Source organism: Pelotomaculum schinkii (assembly GCF_004369205.1).
In the GTDB taxonomy this organism is placed as follows: Bacteria; Bacillota; Desulfotomaculia; order Desulfotomaculales; family Pelotomaculaceae; genus Pelotomaculum_C; species Pelotomaculum_C schinkii.
The window spans coordinates 250810-273204 of sequence record NZ_QFGA01000001.1 but is presented as its reverse complement, the minus strand read 5'-3'; the positions used below and the strand labels follow the sequence as shown (position 1 = coordinate 273204).

The 22395-nt window shown below is 49.0% G+C and carries 22 protein-coding genes; all 22 read right to left on the bottom strand.

The annotated features are described in order from the left end of the window. Positions 1-16 precede the first annotated feature (16 nt). The 22 genes from Psch_RS01380 to dprA all read right to left on the bottom strand — a co-directional run bounded on the left by Psch_RS01380 (position 17) and on the right by dprA (position 22237). Positions 17-478 carry a ribosome maturation factor RimP gene (locus Psch_RS01380; RefSeq protein ID WP_190238903.1) on the bottom strand — a complete coding sequence of 154 codons (462 nt, stop codon included), beginning with the start codon at positions 476-478 and terminating at the stop codon, positions 17-19. Between the two features lie 260 nt (positions 479-738). Beyond that, the gene (locus tag Psch_RS01375) at positions 739-1836 is read right to left on the bottom strand and encodes an MGDG synthase family glycosyltransferase (protein ID WP_190238902.1); all 1098 of its coding nucleotides are present in this window, start codon (positions 1834-1836) and stop codon (positions 739-741) included. Between the two features lie 90 nt (positions 1837-1926). After that, positions 1927-3639, bottom strand: coding sequence for a proline--tRNA ligase (locus Psch_RS01370; RefSeq protein ID WP_190238901.1), 1713 nt, complete (start codon positions 3637-3639; stop codon positions 1927-1929). Between the two features lie 128 nt (positions 3640-3767). Further along, positions 3768-4817 (bottom strand): flavodoxin-dependent (E)-4-hydroxy-3-methylbut-2-enyl-diphosphate synthase, encoded by a 1050-nt coding sequence (ispG, locus tag Psch_RS01365; protein ID WP_190238900.1) that lies wholly within the window; start codon positions 4815-4817, stop codon positions 3768-3770. Between the two features lie 96 nt (positions 4818-4913). After that, positions 4914-5963: an RIP metalloprotease RseP gene (gene rseP / locus Psch_RS01360; RefSeq protein WP_190238899.1), complete on the bottom strand. Its 1050-nt coding sequence runs from the start codon at positions 5961-5963 to the stop codon at positions 4914-4916. A 26-nt stretch (positions 5964-5989) separates the two neighbouring features. Next, positions 5990-7144: a 1-deoxy-D-xylulose-5-phosphate reductoisomerase gene (locus Psch_RS01355; RefSeq protein WP_190238898.1), complete on the bottom strand. Its 1155-nt coding sequence runs from the start codon at positions 7142-7144 to the stop codon at positions 5990-5992. 36 nt (positions 7145-7180) lie between these two features. After that, on the bottom strand, positions 7181-8221 hold the full coding sequence (ytvI, locus tag Psch_RS01350; RefSeq protein WP_190238897.1) for a sporulation integral membrane protein YtvI: 1041 nt from the start codon (positions 8219-8221) through the stop codon (positions 7181-7183). 16 nt (positions 8222-8237) lie between these two features. Then, positions 8238-9008 (bottom strand): phosphatidate cytidylyltransferase, encoded by a 771-nt coding sequence (locus Psch_RS01345; RefSeq protein ID WP_345789068.1) that lies wholly within the window; start codon positions 9006-9008, stop codon positions 8238-8240. A gap of 51 nt (positions 9009-9059) precedes the next feature. After that, positions 9060-9854 (bottom strand): undecaprenyl pyrophosphate synthase, encoded by a 795-nt coding sequence (uppS, locus tag Psch_RS01340; RefSeq protein ID WP_190240184.1) that lies wholly within the window; start codon positions 9852-9854, stop codon positions 9060-9062. Positions 9855-9935: 81 nt separating this feature from the next. Further along, a complete protein-coding gene (locus tag Psch_RS01335; protein ID WP_134217604.1) occupies positions 9936-10103 on the bottom strand; it encodes a DUF362 domain-containing protein in 168 nt (55 codons plus the stop codon). 4 nt (positions 10104-10107) lie between these two features. Beyond that, positions 10108-10317, bottom strand: a complete 210-nt coding sequence (locus Psch_RS01330; RefSeq protein ID WP_190238895.1) for a hypothetical protein — start codon at positions 10315-10317, stop codon at positions 10108-10110. Then, a complete protein-coding gene (gene frr, locus Psch_RS01325) occupies positions 10317-10874 on the bottom strand; it encodes a ribosome recycling factor (RefSeq protein ID WP_134217602.1) in 558 nt (185 codons plus the stop codon). Before frr ends, Psch_RS01330 begins: the two co-directional genes overlap by 1 nt. Further along, positions 10855-11595: a UMP kinase gene (gene pyrH, locus Psch_RS01320; protein WP_190238894.1), complete on the bottom strand. Its 741-nt coding sequence runs from the start codon at positions 11593-11595 to the stop codon at positions 10855-10857. Before pyrH ends, frr begins: the two co-directional genes overlap by 20 nt. Before the next feature lie 70 nt (positions 11596-11665). After that, positions 11666-12325, bottom strand: coding sequence for a translation elongation factor Ts (tsf, locus tag Psch_RS01315; protein WP_190238893.1), 660 nt, complete (start codon positions 12323-12325; stop codon positions 11666-11668). Positions 12326-12483: 158 nt separating this feature from the next. Continuing rightward, entirely contained in the window at positions 12484-13182 is a 699-nt protein-coding gene (gene rpsB, locus Psch_RS01310; protein WP_134217599.1) for a 30S ribosomal protein S2, read from the bottom strand. Between the two features lie 241 nt (positions 13183-13423). Continuing rightward, on the bottom strand, positions 13424-14203 hold the full coding sequence (gene codY / locus Psch_RS01305) for a GTP-sensing pleiotropic transcriptional regulator CodY (protein ID WP_134217598.1): 780 nt from the start codon (positions 14201-14203) through the stop codon (positions 13424-13426). 18 nt (positions 14204-14221) lie between these two features. Further along, a complete protein-coding gene (gene hslU / locus Psch_RS01300; RefSeq protein WP_190238892.1) occupies positions 14222-15616 on the bottom strand; it encodes an ATP-dependent protease ATPase subunit HslU in 1395 nt (464 codons plus the stop codon). 38 nt (positions 15617-15654) lie between these two features. Further along, positions 15655-16185: an ATP-dependent protease subunit HslV gene (gene hslV, locus Psch_RS01295; RefSeq protein WP_134217596.1), complete on the bottom strand. Its 531-nt coding sequence runs from the start codon at positions 16183-16185 to the stop codon at positions 15655-15657. 53 nt (positions 16186-16238) lie between these two features. Beyond that, a complete protein-coding gene (locus Psch_RS01290) occupies positions 16239-17216 on the bottom strand; it encodes a tyrosine recombinase XerC (protein ID WP_190238891.1) in 978 nt (325 codons plus the stop codon). A 189-nt stretch (positions 17217-17405) separates the two neighbouring features. Next, positions 17406-18728: a methylenetetrahydrofolate--tRNA-(uracil(54)-C(5))-methyltransferase (FADH(2)-oxidizing) TrmFO gene (gene trmFO / locus Psch_RS01285; protein WP_190238890.1), complete on the bottom strand. Its 1323-nt coding sequence runs from the start codon at positions 18726-18728 to the stop codon at positions 17406-17408. 59 nt (positions 18729-18787) lie between these two features. Beyond that, complete coding sequence (gene topA, locus Psch_RS01280; RefSeq protein WP_190238889.1) at positions 18788-21049, bottom strand: type I DNA topoisomerase; 2262 nt, start codon at positions 21047-21049, stop codon at positions 18788-18790. Between the two features lie 84 nt (positions 21050-21133). After that, positions 21134-22237, bottom strand: a complete 1104-nt coding sequence (gene dprA / locus Psch_RS01275; protein ID WP_190238888.1) for a DNA-processing protein DprA — start codon at positions 22235-22237, stop codon at positions 21134-21136. Between the last annotated feature and the right edge of the window lie 158 nt (positions 22238-22395).

Genomic DNA, 22395 nt, shown 5'->3' with positions numbered 1-22395 from the left:
TTCCTCCCTGAACTGTTTAAAATTCCACTTCAAGGTGCGCTCCTGCAACCTGTTCAAACGGAATTATTATTTCCGAACCGTTAACAGCCAGCACCACGTCACTGCCGCGAAGACCTATAAGGCGTCCACGAAAATTCTTTTTGCCTTCAAGCGGCGCATATGTAGTGATATTAGCCAGACTACCACTGAAACGGTCGTAGTCAGCAGGCTTTTTTAAAGGTCTTTCGATCCCCGGCGAGGATACTTCCAGTATATAGGACTGGGGTATCGGATCCGTTTCGTCCAGTATTAGTTCTATTTCCCTGGAGACGTTCTGGCAGTCCTCGATATCTACTCCGCCGGGTTTATCTATAAAAATACGCAGGTACCAGCCGTTGCGTTCTTTTGTAAAGGTCACATCTACCAGTTCCAACTCAACATCCTCAAATACCGGCTGGATCAATGCCGCGACTGTAGCTGCTGTTTTCTGCTTAGCCAAAAGGAGCCCTCCTATTATATTTTACTGCAAGCAATTCTGGTTACTTATTTAAACTTATATTCAATATCCATGTAAGACGAAAGAGTGGGTATTACCCACTCCTTGAAAAATCACAAATCTCCCCTTGCCCCAAACCAGAGTTATTATAACACAAAAGACAATTGTTGACAAGAGCATGATAGACATAACTACCGACAAGGAAGGAAAGAGCTGCGGAAAATAACTTTCTCCAAACAACTTGACTACAAATTTTAAGAAAGCTAAATAACTTTTAGATCACGAACTACATGCGACATATAATCAACCAGGTCGTAGGCTGCTCCAGGTTTCCCCAAGCCAAGAGCCGCGCTGGCCATACTGGCGATATCGCTTTGTTTGTGCAAATAGTTGGTAATGACTGCAGCCAGGTCTTTTTCTTCAACCTTAACGCCTGCCTGCATTGAACAAATAAATTCGGTATTCCTTTCCTCTTGTCCCGGCAGGGGATCAACAATGAACATTGGCAATCCCAGCGCCAGGGCTTCAGCGCATGTTAAGCCGCCTGCCTTCCCAACCATTAAATCCGATGCGGCCATCAATTGGTGAATATTATCTACAAAGCCGTAAAGACGAATTGCACACGACAAACTGGGGATAGTTCTTGCTAAACGTTCATAAAGGACCTTGTTGGCGCCGCTGACCACGATCAGCTGAAGCCGGTTATTGCCGCTGCCGAGTGATTTTACGGCAGACAAGAGTGGTCCCATACCTAAACCGCCACCCACAAGCAGGATGGTTGTAAGGTCGGGGTCAAGATTGAGTTCTAATCTCAAGCGATATTTATCGTAAGGCTTGCTGAAGGCAGGGTCAATTGGTATGCCCGTTGCCCTAATCCGTTTTTTTTCTATGCCGTACTGCTCGCACTGGGGTATTAGAGCTTCTGAACCTACGATATAGGTATCAACATGCGGAAAAATCCAGAATGAGTGAATGGTAAAATCGGTAATAGTGGCAACCGCCAGCCCGTTGAACTTTCCCCTTTTCTTCATATACGAGATAATACCAAGTGGAAAAGGATGGGTGCAAACAATAATTTGCGGTTCGAAATCCCTGATATATGCCATCAGCCTGGGCGCGCTCAGGAGGCTTAAGATCCTGTTGAATTCCTCTTTCCCACGGCCTGATAAAGGCTGTCCCCGCTCCGACCGGCGGTAGAGATAACCATATAATACGGGTGTCATCTTAAGCATTTCCATATAAGTGCCGAGGACAACCTTTTCGAGCAAGGGATTGGCATAGCGGAACGTATCCAAAATAACAACTTCAGCTTCCGGAGCAAGAGAGCCGCATGCTTTTTTAATGGCCTCGGCTGTTCGCATGTGACCGGCGCCAACCGATACCGATAAAATAAGTACTTTCCTGAGCTTGCCGATAGTGCCCACCCATTTTCAAAGAATCTTTATACTATATTATAGTTCTGCGAGCATTTTCAGTACGGTTTTTTCCAGGTCCCGGGTTGCCGTCAGGGTGACCTCGCCCGTTTTGCGTGGCCGTATTTCAACACGGTTTTCAGAAACAGCTTTGGCCCCTATGGTTATGCGCAACGGGTAACCAATCAGGTCCGCATCCTTGAACTTGACACCCGCACGCTCGGGCCGGTCATCTATTACAGTTTCAACACCGGCTTCTAATAACCGGTGATACAGTTCCTCGGCTAACGCGACCTGGGTTTCGTCCTTGGCGCTGACTGGAATGACGACCACCTGGAAAGGCGCGATGGCTACCGGCCAAATAATGCCGTTCTGATCGTGGTTCTGTTCAATTGCAGCAGCCATGGTACGGGAAACTCCTATCCCGTAGCATCCCATGATAATCGGCAGGCTCTTGCCGCCTTCATCCAGGTAGGTTGCGCCTAAAACCTTGCTGTACTTGTCCCCCAGCTTGAAAATCTGCCCTACTTCAATGCCCTTTGCTTCCAGTAGTTTAGAACCGCAATGGGGACATGGCTCACCGGCCTGGACCATACGGATATCTTTTATCATATTAACTTCAAAATCGCGTCCTGGATTAACGTTAAGGCAGTGTATGTCATTTGTATTGCTACCTGTTACAGCGTTGACCATAGCCATCACCTCGGGGTCGGCCACAATGGTACAGCCCTTCAACCCCACCGGACCGGCAAAGCCTACCGCCGCGCCGGTCACCTGCTGGACAGTTTTTGGTCCCGCCAGTTCCAACCGCAGGCAGCCCAGAGCATTCGAAAGTTTTATTTCATTAATTTCGCGGTCACCCCGCACAAGCGCGGCCGCGACTTCTCTTTCAGTCTCGTAAAGAATCGTCTTGATTATTTGTTGAGGAGAAATACGTAAAAACTGTGCAACTTCTTCGACGGTACGGCAGCCGGGAGTTTCAGCCCTGTTTAGCGGGTAGAGTGTCTCATCAGGTGTTATCTCACCAACCGGCACGGAAGCCTTTTCATTGTTGGCGGCGTAACCGCAAACTGGATTTTCACAGTAAAGTATAATTGCTTCTCCTGAATCGGCCAGGACCATAAACTCATGGGTATCACTGCCTCCAATAGCCCCCGAGTCTGCCTCCACCGGCCTGAAACGTAAACCGCAGCGTTTAAAAACACGGGTATACGCCACGTGCATTTTTCTGTAGCTGACCTCCAGTCCGTCCGCGTCCCGGTCGAAGGAATAAAGATCTTTCATGATAAACTCCCGGCCTCGCAGCAGGCCAAAGCGTGGTCGCCGTTCATCACGGTACTTATTTTGAATCTGGTATAACAAGATCGGCATCTGCTTGTATGAATTCACTTCTCCACGCACCAGCGCGGTAATGATTTCTTCATGCGTTGGCCCAAGGGCAAAATCGCGTTCATGCCTGTCCTTAAGCCGGAAAAGCTCAGGGCCATAGACGTCCCACCGGCCGGATTCCTGCCAAAGTTCGGCAGGCTGGATTATGGGCATCATAATCTCCTGACCACCCTGGCGGTCCATCTCTTCCCGAACAATTTGTTCGATTTTTTTAAGGACGCGCATACCCAGCGGCAGGTAGGTGTATACACCCGTTGCCGTCCGCCTGATATAACCTGCTCGCAGGAGGAGCTGGTGGCTTACCACCTCGGCTTCGGCCGGGACTTCCCGTAAAGTAGGCGCATATAACTCTGTAGCTCGCATGATAAAAACCTCCGGTATGAATATAAATTATTGCTATAACTTATCAACAAGAAGCGGTTACGATAGGTCGTAAGGCGTAGGGCATAAGGCGTATATTGTGAAAGTATTTCTTTGGGTCCTTTACAACTTCATAGGGTTTCGATTTCTTTCATGAGTTCTTCCAGCAGCTTCTCTTCCGGGACCTTCCTGACAACCACGCCTTTTTTAAAGATGAGTCCTTCCCCTTTGCCGCAGGCTATACCCACATCTGCTTCTCTTGCTTCACCGGGACCGTTGACCACACAGCCCATAACGGCAACCCTGATGGGCTTGTCCAGTACTTTGAGCCTTGCTTCAGTCTCCTCTGCCAGTTTAATAAGGTCAACCTGGGTGCGCCCGCAGGTGGGACAAGAGATCAAATCCACACCCCGGCGGCGCAGCCCCAGGGCTTTCAGAATATCATAGGCCACTCTGACTTCATGCAGCGGGTGTCCGGTAAGCGAGACCCTTACGGTGTCACCAATTCCTTCGCTTAATAGGATGCCAATTCCTACCGCTGATTTAACAGTCCCGGTGGCCAGCGTACCCGCCTCAGTCACCCCGATATGAAAAGGGTAGTCGACTTTCCCGGCCAGGCTGCGGTAGGCTTCAACCATCAGCGGGATGCTGGAGGCCTTTAAGGATACCTTGATATCCGTATAGTTCAATTCCTCCAGGATATGTATGTGCCCCATGGCGCTTTCAACCATGGCGGCAGGTGTGACTCCGCCATATTTGGTTAACAGACTTTTTTCCAAAGAGCCTGCATTTACTCCAATCCTGATCGGGACTCCCCGCTCCCTCGCGGCTGCCGCGACTTCTGCGACTTTGGACCGGCCCCCGATGTTGCCCGGGTTAATCCTTAAGCCCTGCGCTCCGGCTTCAAGAGCCATCAAAGCCAGCCGGTAGTCAAAATGGATGTCGGCTATAAGAGGGATGTCAATGCCGCGGATAATTAAGGGTAGAGCAGCGGCCGCCCAGTGGTCGGGAACCGCCACGCGAATGATTTCGCAGCCCTCCAGGGCGAGCCTGTTAATTTGGGCGGTGGTGGCGGCGGCATCCCTGGTGTCGGTATTGGTCATGGATTGAACGGACACCGGAGCGCCACCGCCAACCATTACTCCGCCAACCATAAGCGGCCGGCTTTTTCTTCTGTTCATCGCTTACCCACCTTACCCATCCTAAAACAACACCACGTTTGCCTTTAAAATCTGGGTGTGATACGCATTTGTATGAGCATGTTCGTCCGTGACGAGCTAATTTTGCCCTGGAACGTTATTAACCACAAAAATACTAAGGATATCATTATAGGTGATTACCACCATCAATAAGAGCAACAGGCCAAATCCAACCAGGTGAATAAAATTTTCTTTCATCGGGTCGACCGGCCGCCCTCTTAGTTTTTCCCAGAACAAAAACAGGATCCGGCTGCCGTCAAGGGCCGGGATGGGAAACAGGTTAAAAAGGCCCAGGTTGATACTTAGAAAAGCAGCCAGCTGCAGCAGGAAAAAGAACCCAACCTCGGCGGCCTTACCTATTTCAGAGACAACCCTCACCGGTCCCCCAAAATCGGCAGGAGCCTGACCAAAAATCATTTTAGAAACAAAATCAAGGATCATAAAGGTACCACGGCCAGTCCACGCCAATCCCTGGCCAATCGACTGGATTAGGCCAAGCTTACGTGTCCCCGGTCCCACAATGAAACCAATCTTGCCGGCGCCGTTTTCATCAGCAGTCGTACGGATATTCAATTGCTGTTCCACATTGTTTCTCAGTACCGTAATTTCGATATTCTGGTTGGGTCGGGCGCTAATCAGCCCAATCAGTTCATCCTGGTTCTCAATATGCTCACCATTTATCGCCAAAATCTTATCACCCGGCATTATCCCGCCTTGCATGGCAGGGGAATCGGGCAAGGTTTCTACAGTTACAACCCCGTCAGGAATGCCCTGAAAAGCAAAAATCATTGCTAACAGCATCGCTGCCAAGAGAAAATTCATAAAGGGTCCGGCAAATATAACGGCAATTCGCTGACCTATGGTTTTCTTATTAAACCCCCTCAGCTCATCGCCTTCTTCGATTTCCTCGTTAGGTTCCATGCCGGCCATGCGGACAAAGCCACCCAGGGGCAGCAACCGCACGTTATACTGGGTTTCTCCCCAGGTTGCCCCGGCTATTTTGGGACCAAACCCCAGGCTGAATTCAATCACCTTGATGCCAACCATTTTAGCGACAAAAAAATGTCCAAGCTCATGAAAAAAAACCAATAGCCCAAAAACAAAAACTGAAGCTACAAATGTCAACATTTTAACCACCCCGGATTTCTCTTAAATCAGAATCTAAGGAATTCCCCAGCCGTTGCTCTCGCCCAAAGGTCTGCTTCCATTATTTCACCCAGATCAGGATTGTTTATACTGGCGTGTTTTTCCATTACCTTTTCCACCACCGTGGGGATACCCAAAAAGGTTATCCTTTTTTGCAGAAAGGCATAAACTGCCGTTTCATTCGCTGCGTTTAATACGGCAGGCATGGTGCCCCCTGTCTTCCCTGCTTCATACGCCAGGAGCAGGGAGGGGAATTTTGATGTGTCCGGAGCTTCAAAGGTAAGTTTAGGTAACTTTGTCCAGTCAAGCCTGGGCGCCGGTCCTGGTACGCGTTGCGGAAAGGTCAGGGCGTACTGGATTGGCAGACGCATATCCGGCAGCCCCATCTGGGCGATCACTGAACCGTCCTTGAATTCAACCGCTGAGTGGATAATGCTCTGCGGGTGAACAACTACATCAATTTGGGCGTAATCCACCCCAAATAACCACTTCGCTTCAATTACCTCAAGGCCCTTATTCATCAAAGTAGCTGAATCTATGGTGATTTTACTTCCCATGTTCCAGTTGGGATGTTTCAAAGCCATCTCAACCGTTACTTTTTCAAGGTCTACACTGTTTGCGCTACGGAAGGGACCCCCTGAAGCTGTGAGAATTATCTTTTCAAGTTGATCAAAAGAATATCCGTAGAGGCACTGCCACACGGCGGAATGCTCGCTGTCAACCGGAAGAAGAGCCTTACTTTTCCTGGTCGCCAAATCCATCACCAGCTGCCCCGCAGCCACCAGTGTCTCCTTGTTGGCCAGGGCTACATTCTTGCCGGCGCTCAGCGCGGTGAAGGTAGGATGAATTCCTGCCACCCCGGTAACGGCAATAACAACCAGATCTGCTTCAGGCATCGCGGCAAGGTTTTTCATCCCTTCTATGCCCCAGTCCAGATCAAGTTTATCTTGTGGCGACAGTTCTCTTTTTAAACGCGACAAATCTTCTTGCTCCGCTAAAGCAGCGGCGCGGGGCTGGAATTCGTTTATTTGTTCAGCTAAAAGGCGTGAGTTTCTTCCTGCTCCGAGCCCAACCACTTCAAATTCACCCGGCAGATTCCTGATTACATCCAGGGTCTGTGTGCCTATTGAACCGGTACTGCCGAGGACGACGACTCTTTTCAATATACTTTGCTCCTATTATAGTTATAAGTACGAAAATTATCTTTGGGGTGATCTTACCGCCTTCATAACTGCCTTACCGCCAATCAAGATAATAGGACCCAATATAAGGCCGGCCAGGCCAATCGTTTTAAGTCCCGCATACATGGCGAGCAGTGTTTCCAGGGGGTGCAGGCCGAGGTTGGCTGAGACAATTTTAGCTTCCAAAACCTGCCTTACCACCAGCACTAACCCGTACAATATGGTCAATTTGACGCCAAAGGCGGTAGCGCCTGTGACAAACGACCAGATTATCCAGGGAACATAAATCGTGGCCGGCCCCAGGACCGGTATCATATCAAAAACGCCGATCAAAAGCCCCATGGTGAGAGCATAGTCTGCTCCAATAAGGTAGAGTCCGGTAACGCTGAGCACGATCGTAATCAGTACCAGCACCGCCTGCGCCCTCAGGTATCCAATGAAGGCTGCGGTTATCTCCTGCAGAATGGCAACCGTTTTTTCGCCCCAGGGCGCAGGAATATACCGGAGCAAGAGCCCAATAATCAATTGCCGGTCGCGGGCCAGGAAATAGGTGGCCAATAAGCTGACGAGCATGATGGTGAAGGTGCCGGGTACAATTGAGAGAAAGTCAATAATTGAGTTTGCCGACTTGGTAATCAGACTCTGTAAGTTGGCAGTCAGAATGGAAATATTCTGTTCCAGGGACGAAGTAACCCCCGGTGGAAGTGTGATGTAAAAGGCAGTTACTCTATCAATAAAAAACTGGTAATAGAGACTTATTTCCGCCGCCACGCCAGGCAGAGAAACAGAGAGCTGAATTAATTCAGCGACCAGCTTGAGAATTATTGCTGAAAAAACTACGCCGATGCCGCCAAATACAACAAACATAGTAAGCAGTACCGCAAAACCGCGGGGCATACGCGACCTGCGCTGGATTAACCGTATCAACGGCTCCATCAGCGCGGTAAAAAAAAGGGCGATGATAAAAGGCACAAAAATTGGAAGCACGTAAACATAGGCCGCCATAAACACCAATATCACAATGGCGGCATAAACAATCAGCAAGATTGGCTTTGGCAACTTTTACCACCCCCATTCAATTTATAATAAACAACAGTACGAAATAATATACCAGCGGAGCTGTAAACAACCAACTGTCGATGCGGTCCAATATTCCCCCATGGCCGGGTATCAGCATGCTAGAATCTTTTATCCCCGCCTGCCTTTTAAACGCTGATTCAAGCAGGTCGCCGACTTCAGAAGCCAGTCCCACCAGGAGACCCAGCAGCAGCATCTTAGGAACAGATAAGAATGGATATATGTATGCAAACAAGCAGCTTGTTAGTACACTTCCGGCCAGCCCGCCGATGGCGCCTTCCAGTGACTTCTTGGGGCTTAAAACCGGAGCGATTTTCCTCTTGCCAAAGGCCGTACCCACAAAATATGCTGCGGTATCGCAGGCCCAGGTGCAGGCGAGCATAAATATCAGCCATATCCAACCATCCGGCAGAGACCGCAGCAGGTACAGGTAAGTTAAAAGACCCACGTACAATGTACTCATCAGGGTACCGGCGCCGTCAAGCAGCGAGTAACGAGGGTAAAAGGTGACCGTCGCAATCAGGTGCAGGAATAGAATGATGGTAATGGTAGGCCCCGGATAGCCGTCACTGTACAGGTAAACTCCGCTGATCAGGATTAGACCGCCTGCTACTGCCAGCCATAACAACGGGTTCAAGCCAAGCTTGGCCAGAATTTGCATCATTTCCTTTATTCCAAGCATGCTCAGGACGCCAATTAAAAATAATAGCGGGATTCCACCATGCCAAACCGCAAGTACAACCAGCGGGATGCCCAACAGGGCACTCATTATTCTTTGCCAGAGCACATTTTCACCGACCCGTCGGGGTTATCCCCATTGTTACTTTAAGCCTCCAAAACGGCGTTCCCGCCGCTGAAATTCTAAAATCGCGTTAATCAGGTCAATCCTGCGAAAATCAGGCCACATAACAGGAGAAATCCAAAACTCTGTGTAGGCAAGCTGCCATAGTAAAAAGTTGCTAATCCTAAAATCCCCGGCCGGGCGAATCAGCAAATCCGGATCTGGCTGCCCGGCCGTATAAAGCCGTTCGGAAATAGCCCGCTCTTCAATATCGGCCGCGCTTAATTTGCCGCTTAAGACATCAGCGACTACCGCTCTGACTGTATCTACTATCTCCTGCCGTCCCCCGTAGTTAAAGGCCACGTTCAAAATCAATCCGTCATTGCCACGCGTCCGCTCAGCTCCCATTTTAAGCGCCTCAAGTGTTGCGGGCGGTAGTTCATGCAACCTGCCGATGGGGTTTACCCTTACCCTGTTTTTATTAAGCTCCTCAATTTCCCGGTTAAAATACTCCACCAGGAGGTCCATTAAAATGTCAACTTCTTCACGGGGTCTCTTCCAGTTCTCTGTTGAAAATGCGTAAACCGTTAATATTTTCACTTTTAATTCGGAGCAGACTTTAACTATGTCCCTGAGTGACTCTACGCCAGCACGGTGGCCGTAGGATCGAGACATACCACGCCGTAAAGCCCACCGGCCGTTGCCGTCCATAATAATGGCAATATGCCTGGGCAGTTTTTTTCTGTCAACCTCGTTTATCAGTCTCTCGACCTCGGCCTCTTTAATTTTACCGGTGTTTTTTTTGCGCCAGAAATCGAAATACTGCTTGAACATTAAAATATTGTCCAACTTCGGGACCACCCTTACAAAACATCATATATAAACGACCCCCTCGCTTGTGAGGGGGTCCGTCCTCTACTCTTCAACAATCGCGCCTGTCGGACAGGCATCAGCACAAGCTCCACAGCTTTCACATTTATCTGGGTCAATCTTATAGATATCACCTTCGCTAATAGCTTCAACCGGGCAGGAATCCATGCAGGCGCCGCAAGCAAGGCATTCATCTGTAATTTTGTATGCCACTTCTTTATCCACCTCCTTTCATCCCTTCCTCTAGAACGACAGTAATCACCCCTGTATATATCGAGACCTTTTGAAAGCGTACCACCCTTGGTTTTCCCTCCGGCGACAGCTTATCAGGCCGGGTGAACACAACACTTACCTGATACCCGTTATCCTTGCATATCTGGAGCGCTTCATCCAGATAAAAACCTGTTATATCAGGAATGCTATCCATTATACCTGCATAATTTCCTGCTCTTTAATGGTCAACAGCCCGTCAATTTCCTTAATCAAACGGTCCGTCATTTTCTGTACATCGTCCTGGCTGCGCTTCAACTCGTCTTCGGAAATTTTTCCTTCTTTTTGGTAGGCTTTCAAGTGTTCATTGACGTCCCGGCGGATATTTCTGATCGCCACCCGGCCCTCTTCAGCCTTTTTCTTTACTACCTTCATTAAATCTACCCGTCTTTCCTGGGTCAGCTGCGGTATGGCCAACCTGATCACCACACCGTCGCTGGCTGGAGTGATGCCCAGGTCGGATTTCATGATAGCCCGCTCAATTTCATGTAGAGAACTTTTATCCCAAGGCTGGATGACTAATAACCTGGCTTCGGGAACAGAGATATTGGCAAGTTGGTTAACAGGTGTCGGAGTTCCATAATAGTTTACCATAATTTTGTCCAGCAAAGCCGGAGTCGCCCGCCCGGCACGAAGCGAAGCAAATTCTTTCTTAACCACCTCAATGGTTTTTTTCATATTGCCTTCTGCTTCTTTAACTATCTCCTTGACCATCAAACTCACCCCCGATGTAAGTTCCGATTTTTTCGCCAAAAACAACCTTCTTGATGTTGCCATGCTGGTTTAAATCAAAAACGATAACCGGGATTTTATTATCCATGCACAGGGATGCGGCAGTTGCGTCCATAACACCCAATCCCCGGTTAATCATCTCAATAAAGGAAAGCTCTTCGAACTTTATGGCCCCGGGATGTATTAAGGGGTCGCAGTCATACACCCCGTCGACCCGTTTGGCCATTAAAATTACTTGAGCCTCGATTTCAGCAGCCCTGAGAGCCGCAGTGGTATCAGTAGAAAAGTAAGGGTTGCCGGTACCGGCTGCAAAGATTACCACCCGGCCCTTTTCCATATGCCGGATTGCCCGCCGCATGATGTATGGTTCGGCTATCTCTTTCATTTCTATGGCCGTTTGCGTGCGGGTATCAACACCGTGGGTTTGCAATGCATCCTGCAGGGCTAACGCATTCATGACAGTGGCCAGCATACCCATATAGTCCGCCGTGGCACGATCCATACCCTTGGCGCTGCCTGCCACGCCACGCCAGATATTGCCTCCCCCGACCACAACAGCCAACTGAACACCGTGCTCCACTACTTCTTTAATCTGCCTGGCAATAGCGTTAACCACATCCGGATCAATGCCATAGCCAAAAGAGCCGGCTAATGCCTCACCGCTTAATTTCAGAACAACACGCCAGTATTTCGGAGCAACCATATTAGATACGAGCCCTCCACTCTTACCAGAGTTATTCTACAATATCAGCTTAAAATCCTTTTATAAAATTTTACTTGCAGACATTTCGTGTGGCCTCTGCCACCTCTGCCGCCAGGTCTGACTGCTTCTTCTCGATACCCTCACCCAGTTCATAGCGTGTGAAACGCCTGATGCTGATATTTTCGCCAATTTTAGAAATCTTTTCCGTTAGGAGCTGTTTAATGGACATATCCGGTTCCTTGATGAAGGGCTGTTCCAGCAGGCAGACTTCTTTGAAGTACTTTTCCACACGTCCTTCAACCATTTTTTCAACGATATTGGCAGGCTTGCCCTCGTTCAGGGCCTGTGCCCGCAGTATGGCCTTCTCATGTTCCAGAGCTTCCGCAGGGACTTCTTCCCTTTTCACAAACTCAGGTTTGGCAGCCGCGATCTGCATAGCTATATCTTTAACCAAAGCCTTAAACTCATCAGTTTTGGCTACAAAATCAGTTTCACAATTTACCTCTACCAGAACCCCAATACGGCCCCCGCCGTGTATGTAAGATTCAACGAGGCCTTCGGCGGCTATCCTGCCGGCTTTTTTAGCTGCAGCCGCTAGCCCTTTTTCCCTTAAATAGTCGGCGGCTTTATCAATATCGCCACCGCTTTCGGCAAGGGCTTTTTTACAATCCATCATACCCGCTCCGGTGCGCTCACGAAGTTCTTTCACAAAACTTGCTGGTACAGACATAATAACCCCTCCTTAAATTAGTCTAATTGAGTGTAAATTATTGTAATTTTAAGTATGTCCATGATTAACCTTGTTTATCCATATATTACTAAAACCCCAGGACAGAAAAAAAGGCAGGGGTAACCTCTTAAGACTAACCCCCACCTCGCTACACACTTTTATTCTGCAAGCTGTTCGCCCTGTTTTCCTTCCAGAACAGCCTCCGCCATTTTACCGGTAAGCAGCCGGACTGCTCTGATGGCGTCGTCATTGCCGGGTATGACGTAGTCTACTTCGTCCGGATCGCAGTTGGTATCCACAATCGCTACAATAGGAATACCCAACTTGCGCGCCTCGGCTACAGCAATGCGCTCTTTACGCGGGTCAATAATAAAAAGCGCTGCGGGCAGGCGCCTCATGTCTTTGATGCCGCCTAAGAATTTCTGCAGTTTTTCCTTTTCATGCATCAACTCGGCGACCTCTTTTTTAGGCAAAACCTCAAGAGTGCCGTTAGCCTCCATTTTTTCCAGCTCGTGCAACCTGTCAATGCGCTTCCGGATGGTCTGGAAATTGGTTAACATGCCGCCCAGCCAACGCTGGTTCACATAAAACATGCCGCAGCGCTCCGCTTCTTCACGTACCGCTTCCTGCGCCTGCTTCTTGGTACCGACGAACAGGATGTTGTCACCCTCGGCGGAAAGCTGCTTTACAAAGTTATAAGCTTCCTCAACCTTTCTGACTGTCTTCTGCAAGTCAATAATATAGATGCCGTTGCGGTCTGTAAATATATAGGAGGCCATTTTGGGATTCCAGCGACGGGTCTGATGGCCGAAATGAACCCCTGCTTCCAATAGTTGCTTCATAGATATTACAGCCATTAATCACACCTCCTTCCCATGGTTGCATCCTCCGCTGTCTTCATCTTTAAGCAGATCCGCAAAGGGCACCTCTGCAAAAATCCAACAACGTGCGTAATTTACACCAGGTTGTATTTTACCATAGTTGTATTTCTGGCGCAAGCTTCTTTCTTTTGAAAAAAGAGTAGATCCCTTTGTGGATCTACTCTTTAAGAATGTTTTTGTTGTAAGATCCAAAATCATGCTATTGGATCGACGCTACCTAATGCTGTCTGATTTTACTCAACTCCTCCAGGAGCCTTTCGTTCAGGACGCGTATATAGGTGCCCTTCATACCCAGTGATTTTGATTCAATGACCCCGGCGCTTTCAAATTTGCGCAACGCATTGACAATCACCGAGCGAGTGATGCCCACCCTGTCAGCAATCTTACTGGCAACGAGGAGGCCCTCCTCCCCTTCCAACTGCTCAAAAATATGCTGTACGGCATCCATTTCGGAATACGATAGAGTGCCAAGGGCAATTTGGACTGCTGCTCTTTTGCGAGCCTCTTCTTCCATTCTTTCGGTTCTGGCCCGCAACATCTCCATTCCGACAACAGTAGCGCCGTATTCAGCCAAAATAATGTCCTCATCCGTAAAATGCTTGTCAAACTTTGCCAGTATTAATGTACCCAGCCTGGATCCGGCGCCTATGATGGGCACCGTGGTAGTAATTTTATTATTGAAGAGACAACGTTTTTCTGCAAAGACACAGGCGTTTGCGGTCTGGCAATAGTTGGCGTAAGTTTCATTGATTCTCATCAAGTATTCGTTATAGTCTTCCGGAAAACCACCCTTGCCTTCAACGATGTCTTTCATAATATCGCAGGTCAAGCCCTTAAGATAGGCATAACCAACGACTTTACCGTTTCGATCCAAAATGTAGATGCTGGATTCAATGTTGTCGCTCAAAACACTTGCCACTTCGTTAAAATCAGTATTTCCAGCTGATTTTTGTAGAAGCTTATTGATTGCCCTTGTTCTTTCAAGTAGCGCTCTCATTCTGTCCCTCTTTCTACGTCACAAAATATAACGACTTAAATCCTGATTTTTTACCAGATCACCCAGTTTTTCGACAATATCTTTAGGTTCAAGGTTAATATCCTTCCCGGAAAGCTCCGGGGCCTCAAACGAAATATCTTCTAAAAGCTTCTCCATTATGGTGTAAAGCCGCCTTGCTCCTATGTTTTCTGTTTGTTCATTAACAGTATAAGCTATATCAGCTATTTCTACAAGAGAATCTTGCGAAAATTTAACCATAACCCCCTCAGTGGCTAATAACTCCGTGTATTGCTTGATTATTGCATTTCTTGGCTCTGTCAAAATTTGTTGAAAATCGGGACGAGTAAGGCTCTCTAATTCGACACGTATCGGGAAACGCCCCTGCAGTTCCGGAATCAGGTCGGAGGGCTTGGTGGTGTGGAAGGCGCCTGCCGCGATAAATAGAATATGGTCAGTTTTGACCGGGCCGTATTTTGTGACAACAGTGCAACCTTCGACAATAGGAAGGATATCACGCTGCACCCCGCCTCTGGAAACATCAGGTCCATAACCTTCACGGCCGGCAATTTTATCGATCTCATCAAGGAAGATGATGCCGTCTTCTTCTGCGCGTTTGATTGCCTTTGTAGTAACTTCGTCCATATCAATTAGTTTCTGGGCCTCCAATTGAGTCAAAATAACGCGGGCTTCCCGTACAGTTACTTTGCGAGTGCGTTTTTTCTTGGGAATCAACCCGCCCAGCATATCCTGCAGGTTAACGCCCATCTCTTCCATGCCGGACCCTGTAAATACCTCCAGCATGGGAGGTTTATTGTCCTCAACCTCGATCTCAAGAGTTTCGTTTTCCAGTTCCCCTTTTTCCAGCTTCTCTTTTAATATTTCCCGTTCGAATTCGATCCTCTTTATTCGGGACTCCTGTGCTTTATCTATTTGCTCAACCGGTTTGGGGGCTCCAAAAATCATTTCCAGTGGATTGCGTGACGTTGTTTCCCGGACCGGGTAAGGAGCCAGCAGTTCAATAATCTTTTCATCCGCCTGTTTTTTAGCCCTCTCCTCGACGGTTGATAATTTCTCCTGTTTGACCATGCGAATGGAGGTCTCAACCAGATCACGGACCATACTCTCGACGTCCCTGCCTACATACCCCACTTCTGTAAATTTGGTAGCCTCAACCTTAACAAATGGAGCTTTGACAAGTTTGGCCAGGCGCCGGGCTATCTCTGTCTTGCCTACACCAGTTGGTCCAATCATCAGGATATTTTTCGGGATCACTTCATCCCTGAAATCAGCTGCCAGTTTTTTGCGGCGAAACCGGTTGCGCAGAGCAATGGCTACCGCCTTCTTGGCGTTTTTCTGGCCAACGATATACTTATCAAGTTCTTCAACAATACGCCGTGGTGTTAATTCTTCCATGTACTAATCCTCCAAGATGAAAAATTTAGGACATCTTTTTAGGCCTCTTCCACAATTATATTGTCATTGGTGTAAACACAGATTTCAGCAGCAATCGACAGGGCTTGCCTGGCCACCTCACCGGCCGGCATAGCAGTGTGCCTGTTCAAGGCACGGGCCGCCGCCAGGGCGTAAGGGCCGCCGGAGCCGATAGCCGCCACCCCGTCATCAGGTTCGATGACTTCACCGCCTCCGGATATCATCAGGAGGTCTTCACTGGAGGCCACAATCAGAAGAGCTTCAAGCTTGCGCAGCACTTTATCCGTCCGCCACTCCTTGGCCAATTCAACCGCAGCCCGCGGCAGGTTGCCATGGAACTCTTCAAGTTTCCCTTCGAATTTTTCGAAAAGAGTAAATGCGTCAGCCACTGAGCCGGCAAATCCGGCTATAACCTTATCCTTATAGAGTCGCCTGATTTTTTTGGCTCCTTTTTTGATAATTGTGTTTTCTCCAAAGGTAACCTGACCGTCGCCGGCGACAGCAGTTTTACCATCTTTTTTAACTGCGACTATAGTGGTGGCATGAAACATATGGTTTCTCCTTTTCATCTTTCAGCTTTATTAGCAGCATGTATGCTCTATACTTACTCTTTTGCCCTGGGGTGGGCGCTCTGGTATACTTTTTTCAATCTTTCGCCCGTAACATGGGTATAGACCTGGGTGCTGGAAAGGCATGTATGTCCGAGCAGTTCCTGTACAGCGCGAAGGTCAGCCCCCGCGTTAAGCAGGTGTGTGGCAAAAGAGTGTCTCAGTGTGTGCGGGCTGACCTTTCTTTCCAGGCTGACCTCTTCCACATATTTGTTCAGGATTTTCCGCACGCCCCGCTCCGTGAGCCTCTCCCCCCACCGGTTAAGAAATACCGCGCCGCTGATTTTTTGCGGCCCGGGCATTACCGCGCTGGCTGACGCAGGGTTGGCTTGGCTCTTATTTTTGGCGGGTTTAGCGTTTGCCAAAAGCCTCTGGCGTGAACCGGCCAGGTACCTGCGCAAAGCTGTAACGGCCTCTATGCCGATGGGCGACAGCCTCTCTTTTGCTCTTTTTCCCATTACCCGCACATAGCCGGAGCCAAGATCAAGGTCGGCCAAGTCAAGGGATACCAGTTCATGAATCCTTAGACCGGCGGCATAAAGCGTTTCCAGCAGCGCCCGGTCCCTGACACCAAGCGGGTGGGTTAAATCAGGCGCCTCGATCAGTTGGGCAATCTCATTCTCGTATAAGAAAGAAGGCAACCCTTTCTTAAGTCTGGGGCTGGCGACCCTGGCTGCGGGATTGTCGTCAACGATATTCTCCCGCTTCAGATAACGGTACAGGGAACGCCATGCCGCAAGGCGCCTGGCCATGGTGGTCCTGGCCAGCCCTTGTTCCTGCATCTGGCCCAGGTAGAGTCTGAAAATACTGTGGTCGAGGTCCTTTGGTTCAACAGCATGGTCTTTTTTCTTCAAGTAAGAAGCAAAAAAATCCAACCCCTGGAAGAAGTCCTTCTGGTAGCTTTCTATAGTCCTTGGGGACGCGTTCTTTTCCACTTTCAGATAAACTAAAAAGTTATCAAAATGACTGTACATACTCGAAAACCTACTCCCGGCAGGATTGACGCGTTCGCTATCCTGAAAATGCAGGTGTGGATTCATTCGCACAATGCTGCATTGGCCACACAAGTCCGGCGCTGCCGCGCCGTATGCGATTGAAATCGCACCGAAACCGTTTCGTCTCGTTCTTTCCTGGCGCCACGATAGCGGGGGACAACCCTGTTGTTACAATGATATGTAAATGTTATTAATAAATGCTGAAAGTGATTCAAGTGATCTTTGGGCGATTAACCTGTATCGCTCCTTTTTATCCCGGATTTTATGATCCAGGGGTGGAAAAAGGCCAAAAGAAATATTCATCGGCTGAAAATGAGCCGGATCGGCGGAAGTTATGTAATGGGCAAGAGAACCGTGACCGGTATCTCCCGGAAAGGCCAGCGTCTCTTTACCTGCGGCCCTCCGCGCAGCATTAATCCCGGCGACCAACCCGGCGGCCGATGATTCCACGTACCCCTCAACTCCGGTAAGCTGCCCGGCAAAGAAGAGCCCGGGCCTTTTTTTACTCTCATAAGTAGGATTTAAAAGCGCCGGTGAATTGATATAGGTATTTCTGTGCATCACTCCAAGCCGCAGAAACTCAGCCTTTTCCAGTCCTGGTATGAGGCGGAATACCCGCGTTTGCTCGCTCCATTTTAAACCGGTCTGAAATCCAACCAGGTTGTACATGGTAGCGTCCGCGTTCTCCTGCCGCAACTGGACCACGGCAAAAGGCCGCTTGCCCGTTTTGGGGTCAATGAGGCCCACCGGCTTTAAGGGTCCGTAAAGAAGAGTATCTTTTCCACGGGCGGCGAGTACCTCAACAGGCAGACATCCTTCAAAGTGCGTTGATTGCTCAAACTCTTTGCGGGGAGCCTTTTCCGCCTTGACCAGCGCATCCCAAAAAGTTTGGTATTGCTCCTCGTCCATCGGACAGTTTAAATAGGCGGCCTCACCTTTCCCGTACCTGGAGGAACGAAATACTTGATCCATATTTATTGAATCACCGCTTACAATTGGGGCGACTGCGTCATAGAAATAAAGGTATTCCTCTCCGCTGAACTGCCTGATGTTCTCAGCCATGGCTTCCGAGGTCAGCGGCCCTGTGGCCAGGATTACCGTATCGTCCTCAGGTATGGCGGTTACCTCGGTACGGCAAATTTCGATCAGGGGGTGTTGGTAAAGGGTCTCGGTGACACAGCTGGAAAACAGCTCCCTGTCAACGGCGAGGGCGCCCCCCGCCGGCACCCTGAATTTGTCGGCGCAACGCATAATCAGGGAACCCATTCGTCTCATCTCTTCTTTTAAGAGGCCGACAGCATTCTCCAGGCTGGATGCCCTTAGCGAATTGCTGCAGACCAATTCCGCAAATAAACTGCCCCGGTGGGCCGGTGTCTGTTTGTCCGGCCGCATTTCGTAGAGTTTGACTTTAATCCCCTTCCGGGCTACCTGCCAGGCCGCCTCCGAACCTGCCAAGCCGGCCCCGATGATGGTGACAGTTCTATCTTGCATACGTGCTCCTGACTATAGTAGATTGATAGTTAAAATTTACTGTGATCATATTGTTAATATCACTGTTCGGTAACGACATTTGTGGCGCCCAGCTGTTCCGGCCCAGCTGTTGTTTTTTTCCGGGCCTTTGTTTCTTTTGAAGTCTTGCGCACTTTTGGCGCCTTCACATCCTTCGAAGTCCTGGTTTCTTTCGAAGCCTTGCTCTCCTTCGAAACTTTGACCTCCTTGGTAGCCTTGACTTCTTTTTGCTCCAGTCCTTGACTGCAGTTTTCATTTATACACTTCAGTGTTATATTCTTGCCGGCGGCTCTTTTCTCCACCATCAGGTCACCGCAATAGGGACACTTAGTCTTTGAAGGCTGATCCCAGGTGACAAAATCACATTTCGGATACTGGTCGCAACCGAAAAACTTCCTGCCTTTTTTGGAACGACGGATTACCAATTCTCCTCCACAGCGGGGACATTCCACGCCGGTGGGTTCCAACAAAGGCTTGGTATTGCGGCATTCGGGAAAACCGGGGCAGGCCAAAAATTTGCCAAAACGCCCGAATTTCTTAACCATGTTCCGCCCGCACAGCTCGCATATCTCTTCCGTTACTTCATCGGTTACCTGTACATGGCCTATTTCTTTTTCGGCCTTTTCCATGGTATCCATAAAAGGCTCGTAAAAAGCTGCTAAAACTTTAACCCATTCCAGGTCCCCTTCTTCAATACTGTCCAGGTTTTTTTCCATGCCGGCAGTGAATTCAACATCAATAATATCCCGGAAGTGCTTTTTTAAAAGGTCGATAACGATTGAACCCAGTTCAGTCGGGTATAATTGTTTGTTTTCTCTTACTATGTAACCCCTTTTAATTATTGTTTCTACTATGGGAGCATAGGTGCTGGGCCTGCCTATCCCTTTTTCTTCCAGGGTTTTTACCAGGGTGGCGTCGGTGTAACGTGGCGGTGGTTGGGTAAAATGCTGTTTTTGTTGTAGCGACCTGGCTTCAACTTCTTCGCCTTCCGCCAGTTCCGGGAGAAGTTTTTCTTCGTCACTTTCCCCGTCATCCCTGCTCTCAATATAGACCTTCATAAACCCGGCGAATTTGATGATTGAACCGGAAGCACGGAAAACATATTCCCCGGCTGCAATATCCACACCGGTGGTGTCAAAGACGGCAGGGCTCATAAGGCTCGCCAGATAACGTGACCAGATTAACTTGTAAAGCTTATACTGGTCAGTGGTCAGGTATGCTTTTATTTGTTCCGGTTCATGGTGAATCGAGGTAGGCCGGATAGCTTCGTGCGCATCCTGGATTTTGCCTTTGGCCGCTGACTTGAGGGTTTCTTTGCCAATATACTGGACCCCAAAACGCTCCTTGATATAGCCGTGGGCTTCCTCCCTGGCTACCTCAGATACACGCACCGAATCAGTCCGGATATAGGTAATCAGGCCGGTCGTCCCCTCTTTGCCGAGGTCAAGCCCTTCATAAAGCTGTTGGGCTATAATCATGGTTTTACGTGCGGTGTAATTTAACTTCCGGTAGGCCTCTTGCTGCAGGGTACTGGTAATAAAAGGCGGGGCCGGCCTGCGTAATTTTTCTTTGCGGGTAATTTTGCTCACAATGTAGTGAGCGCCTTTTAGCCTGTCCAAGACCTCCTGCATTTCGGCGCTGGATTTGATCTCTATTTTTTTGTCCTGGTATTTAAAGAGCTTTCCCTCAAAGGGGCTGTAGCCGGTTTTGGCAAAAAGACCTGTGAGCGTCCAGTATTCTTCAGGCTCGAAAGCAGCGATTTCCTCTTCACGGTCGCAAATCAGGCGTACCGCCACCGATTGAACGCGGCCGGCGCTCAAGCCTTTCTTTACCTTACGCCACAGTAACGGACTCAGGTTATAACCGACCAGGCGGTCAAGAATACGCCGTGCCTGCTGGGCGTTAACCCGGTTATAATCAATCAGCCGGGGCTGGTTCACAGCTTTTTGTACGGCCGGCTTGGTTATCTCGTTAAACTCAATCCGGCACGGCTCCCCTTCGCCCATTTCCAAAAGTTTTTGTATATGCCAGGCGATAGCCTCGCCTTCCCGGTCAGGGTCTGAAGCAATCAGCACCTGGTCGGCTTTTTTTACAGCTGTTTTCAAATCTTTAATTGTTTCGCCTTTGCCTCTGATAGTGATATATTTTGGGCTGAACCCGTTTTTAACATCAACTCCGAACTGGCTCTTCGGCAAGTCTCGGACATGGCCCATAGAAGCTTTGACAAAATATTTTTTGCCCAGAAACTTGCTAATGGTTTTCGCTTTGGCCGGAGATTCCACAATCACGAGTATTTTAGACAAAAGTGCACACCTCGTTTATTGCACGGTTATTATTGCCATTAATTATTTCGATATTTTTTATAATTTATCCCCTCAAAAAACAGTTTAGAACAAATCACGGCCTGTCCGGATATAAAACTTACCTGGAAGCTGCCGGGTCAAACCCTTGATTTCCAGGTACATTAACGCGGCCATCACCTTTTGCGGCAGAAGCCCGGCCCTTATAATAAGTTCATCCAGAGAGACCGGATCCAAAGACAGCAGGCCGTACAGTGTTTCTTCCTCATAGCTCATTTTCATTTTACGATCTGCGCCACTTGCTTGAGCGGGGAAAAGTTTTTCCATACCCAGTTCATCCAGCACATCACCGGCTCCTTCTATAAGTCTGGCGCCTTGTTTAATCAGCCGGTGCGGACCCCTGCTTAACGGGTTTACTACATTGCCGGGTACAGCCATAACATCGCGTCCCTGTTCGAGGGCAAAGTCTGCAGTAATCAATGCGCCGCTCCTCTCTGCCGCTTCGACCACCAGGGTTGCCTGTGACAGGCCGCTGATAATGCGATTGCGCACCGGAAAGCGCCAGGCTTCGGGTTGGGTCCCGGGTGGAAACTCACTGACAACAGCTCCATTATTCATAATCTCGTCCATAAGCTCTTTGTTTTCCCTGGGATAGACCACATCCGGGCCGCAACCCAGTACAGCTATGGTCCTGCCGCAACTTGCCAGAGCCCCGCGGTGCGCTGCAGAGTCAATGCCCCTGGCCATCCCGCTTATGATCGTAAGCCCCAAGGCAGTCAGGTCTTTGGCCAGCTTCTCTGCCACCACCAGACCGTAAGGTGAGGGCTTTCTAGTGCCAACGATTGCTACAGAGAGTGTATCCGCGGCTTGAAGCCGGCCTTTGTAGAATAGTACTGGAGGAGGGTCATATATTGCCGACAGATTTTCTGGATAATCAGGGTCGCTGTGGCATACATAGCTTATACCCATGGAGTCTAGTTTTTCTGCCTCTTCTTGAGGGTTAAGCTTTGACCTGCGTTCGGCCAGTCCGTTTGCCCGATCTTCTCCCAAACCCGGAATGGCGGATAGTTCTTTAATGCCTGCCTCCCAAGCCGCCCGGGGTGAACCAAAGCGCTCGACCAGCGACCACAATCTTTTCCCGGCGCCGGGCATCAAATACTGCCACCCTAACCAGTATAATCTATCATCCAAAAAAGTGTCTCCCCTTAAGACTGTTCTCTTAATCCAATTCTTTTCGGGGTTAGAGTGATATGTTCCTGCCTCTGGGAAAATTTTCTGCCTGCTAGCCTGCATTTATCTTTGTGAGTACCCTGTCAGGATACACTTTTTCTAAAAGCTCTGCAACAAAA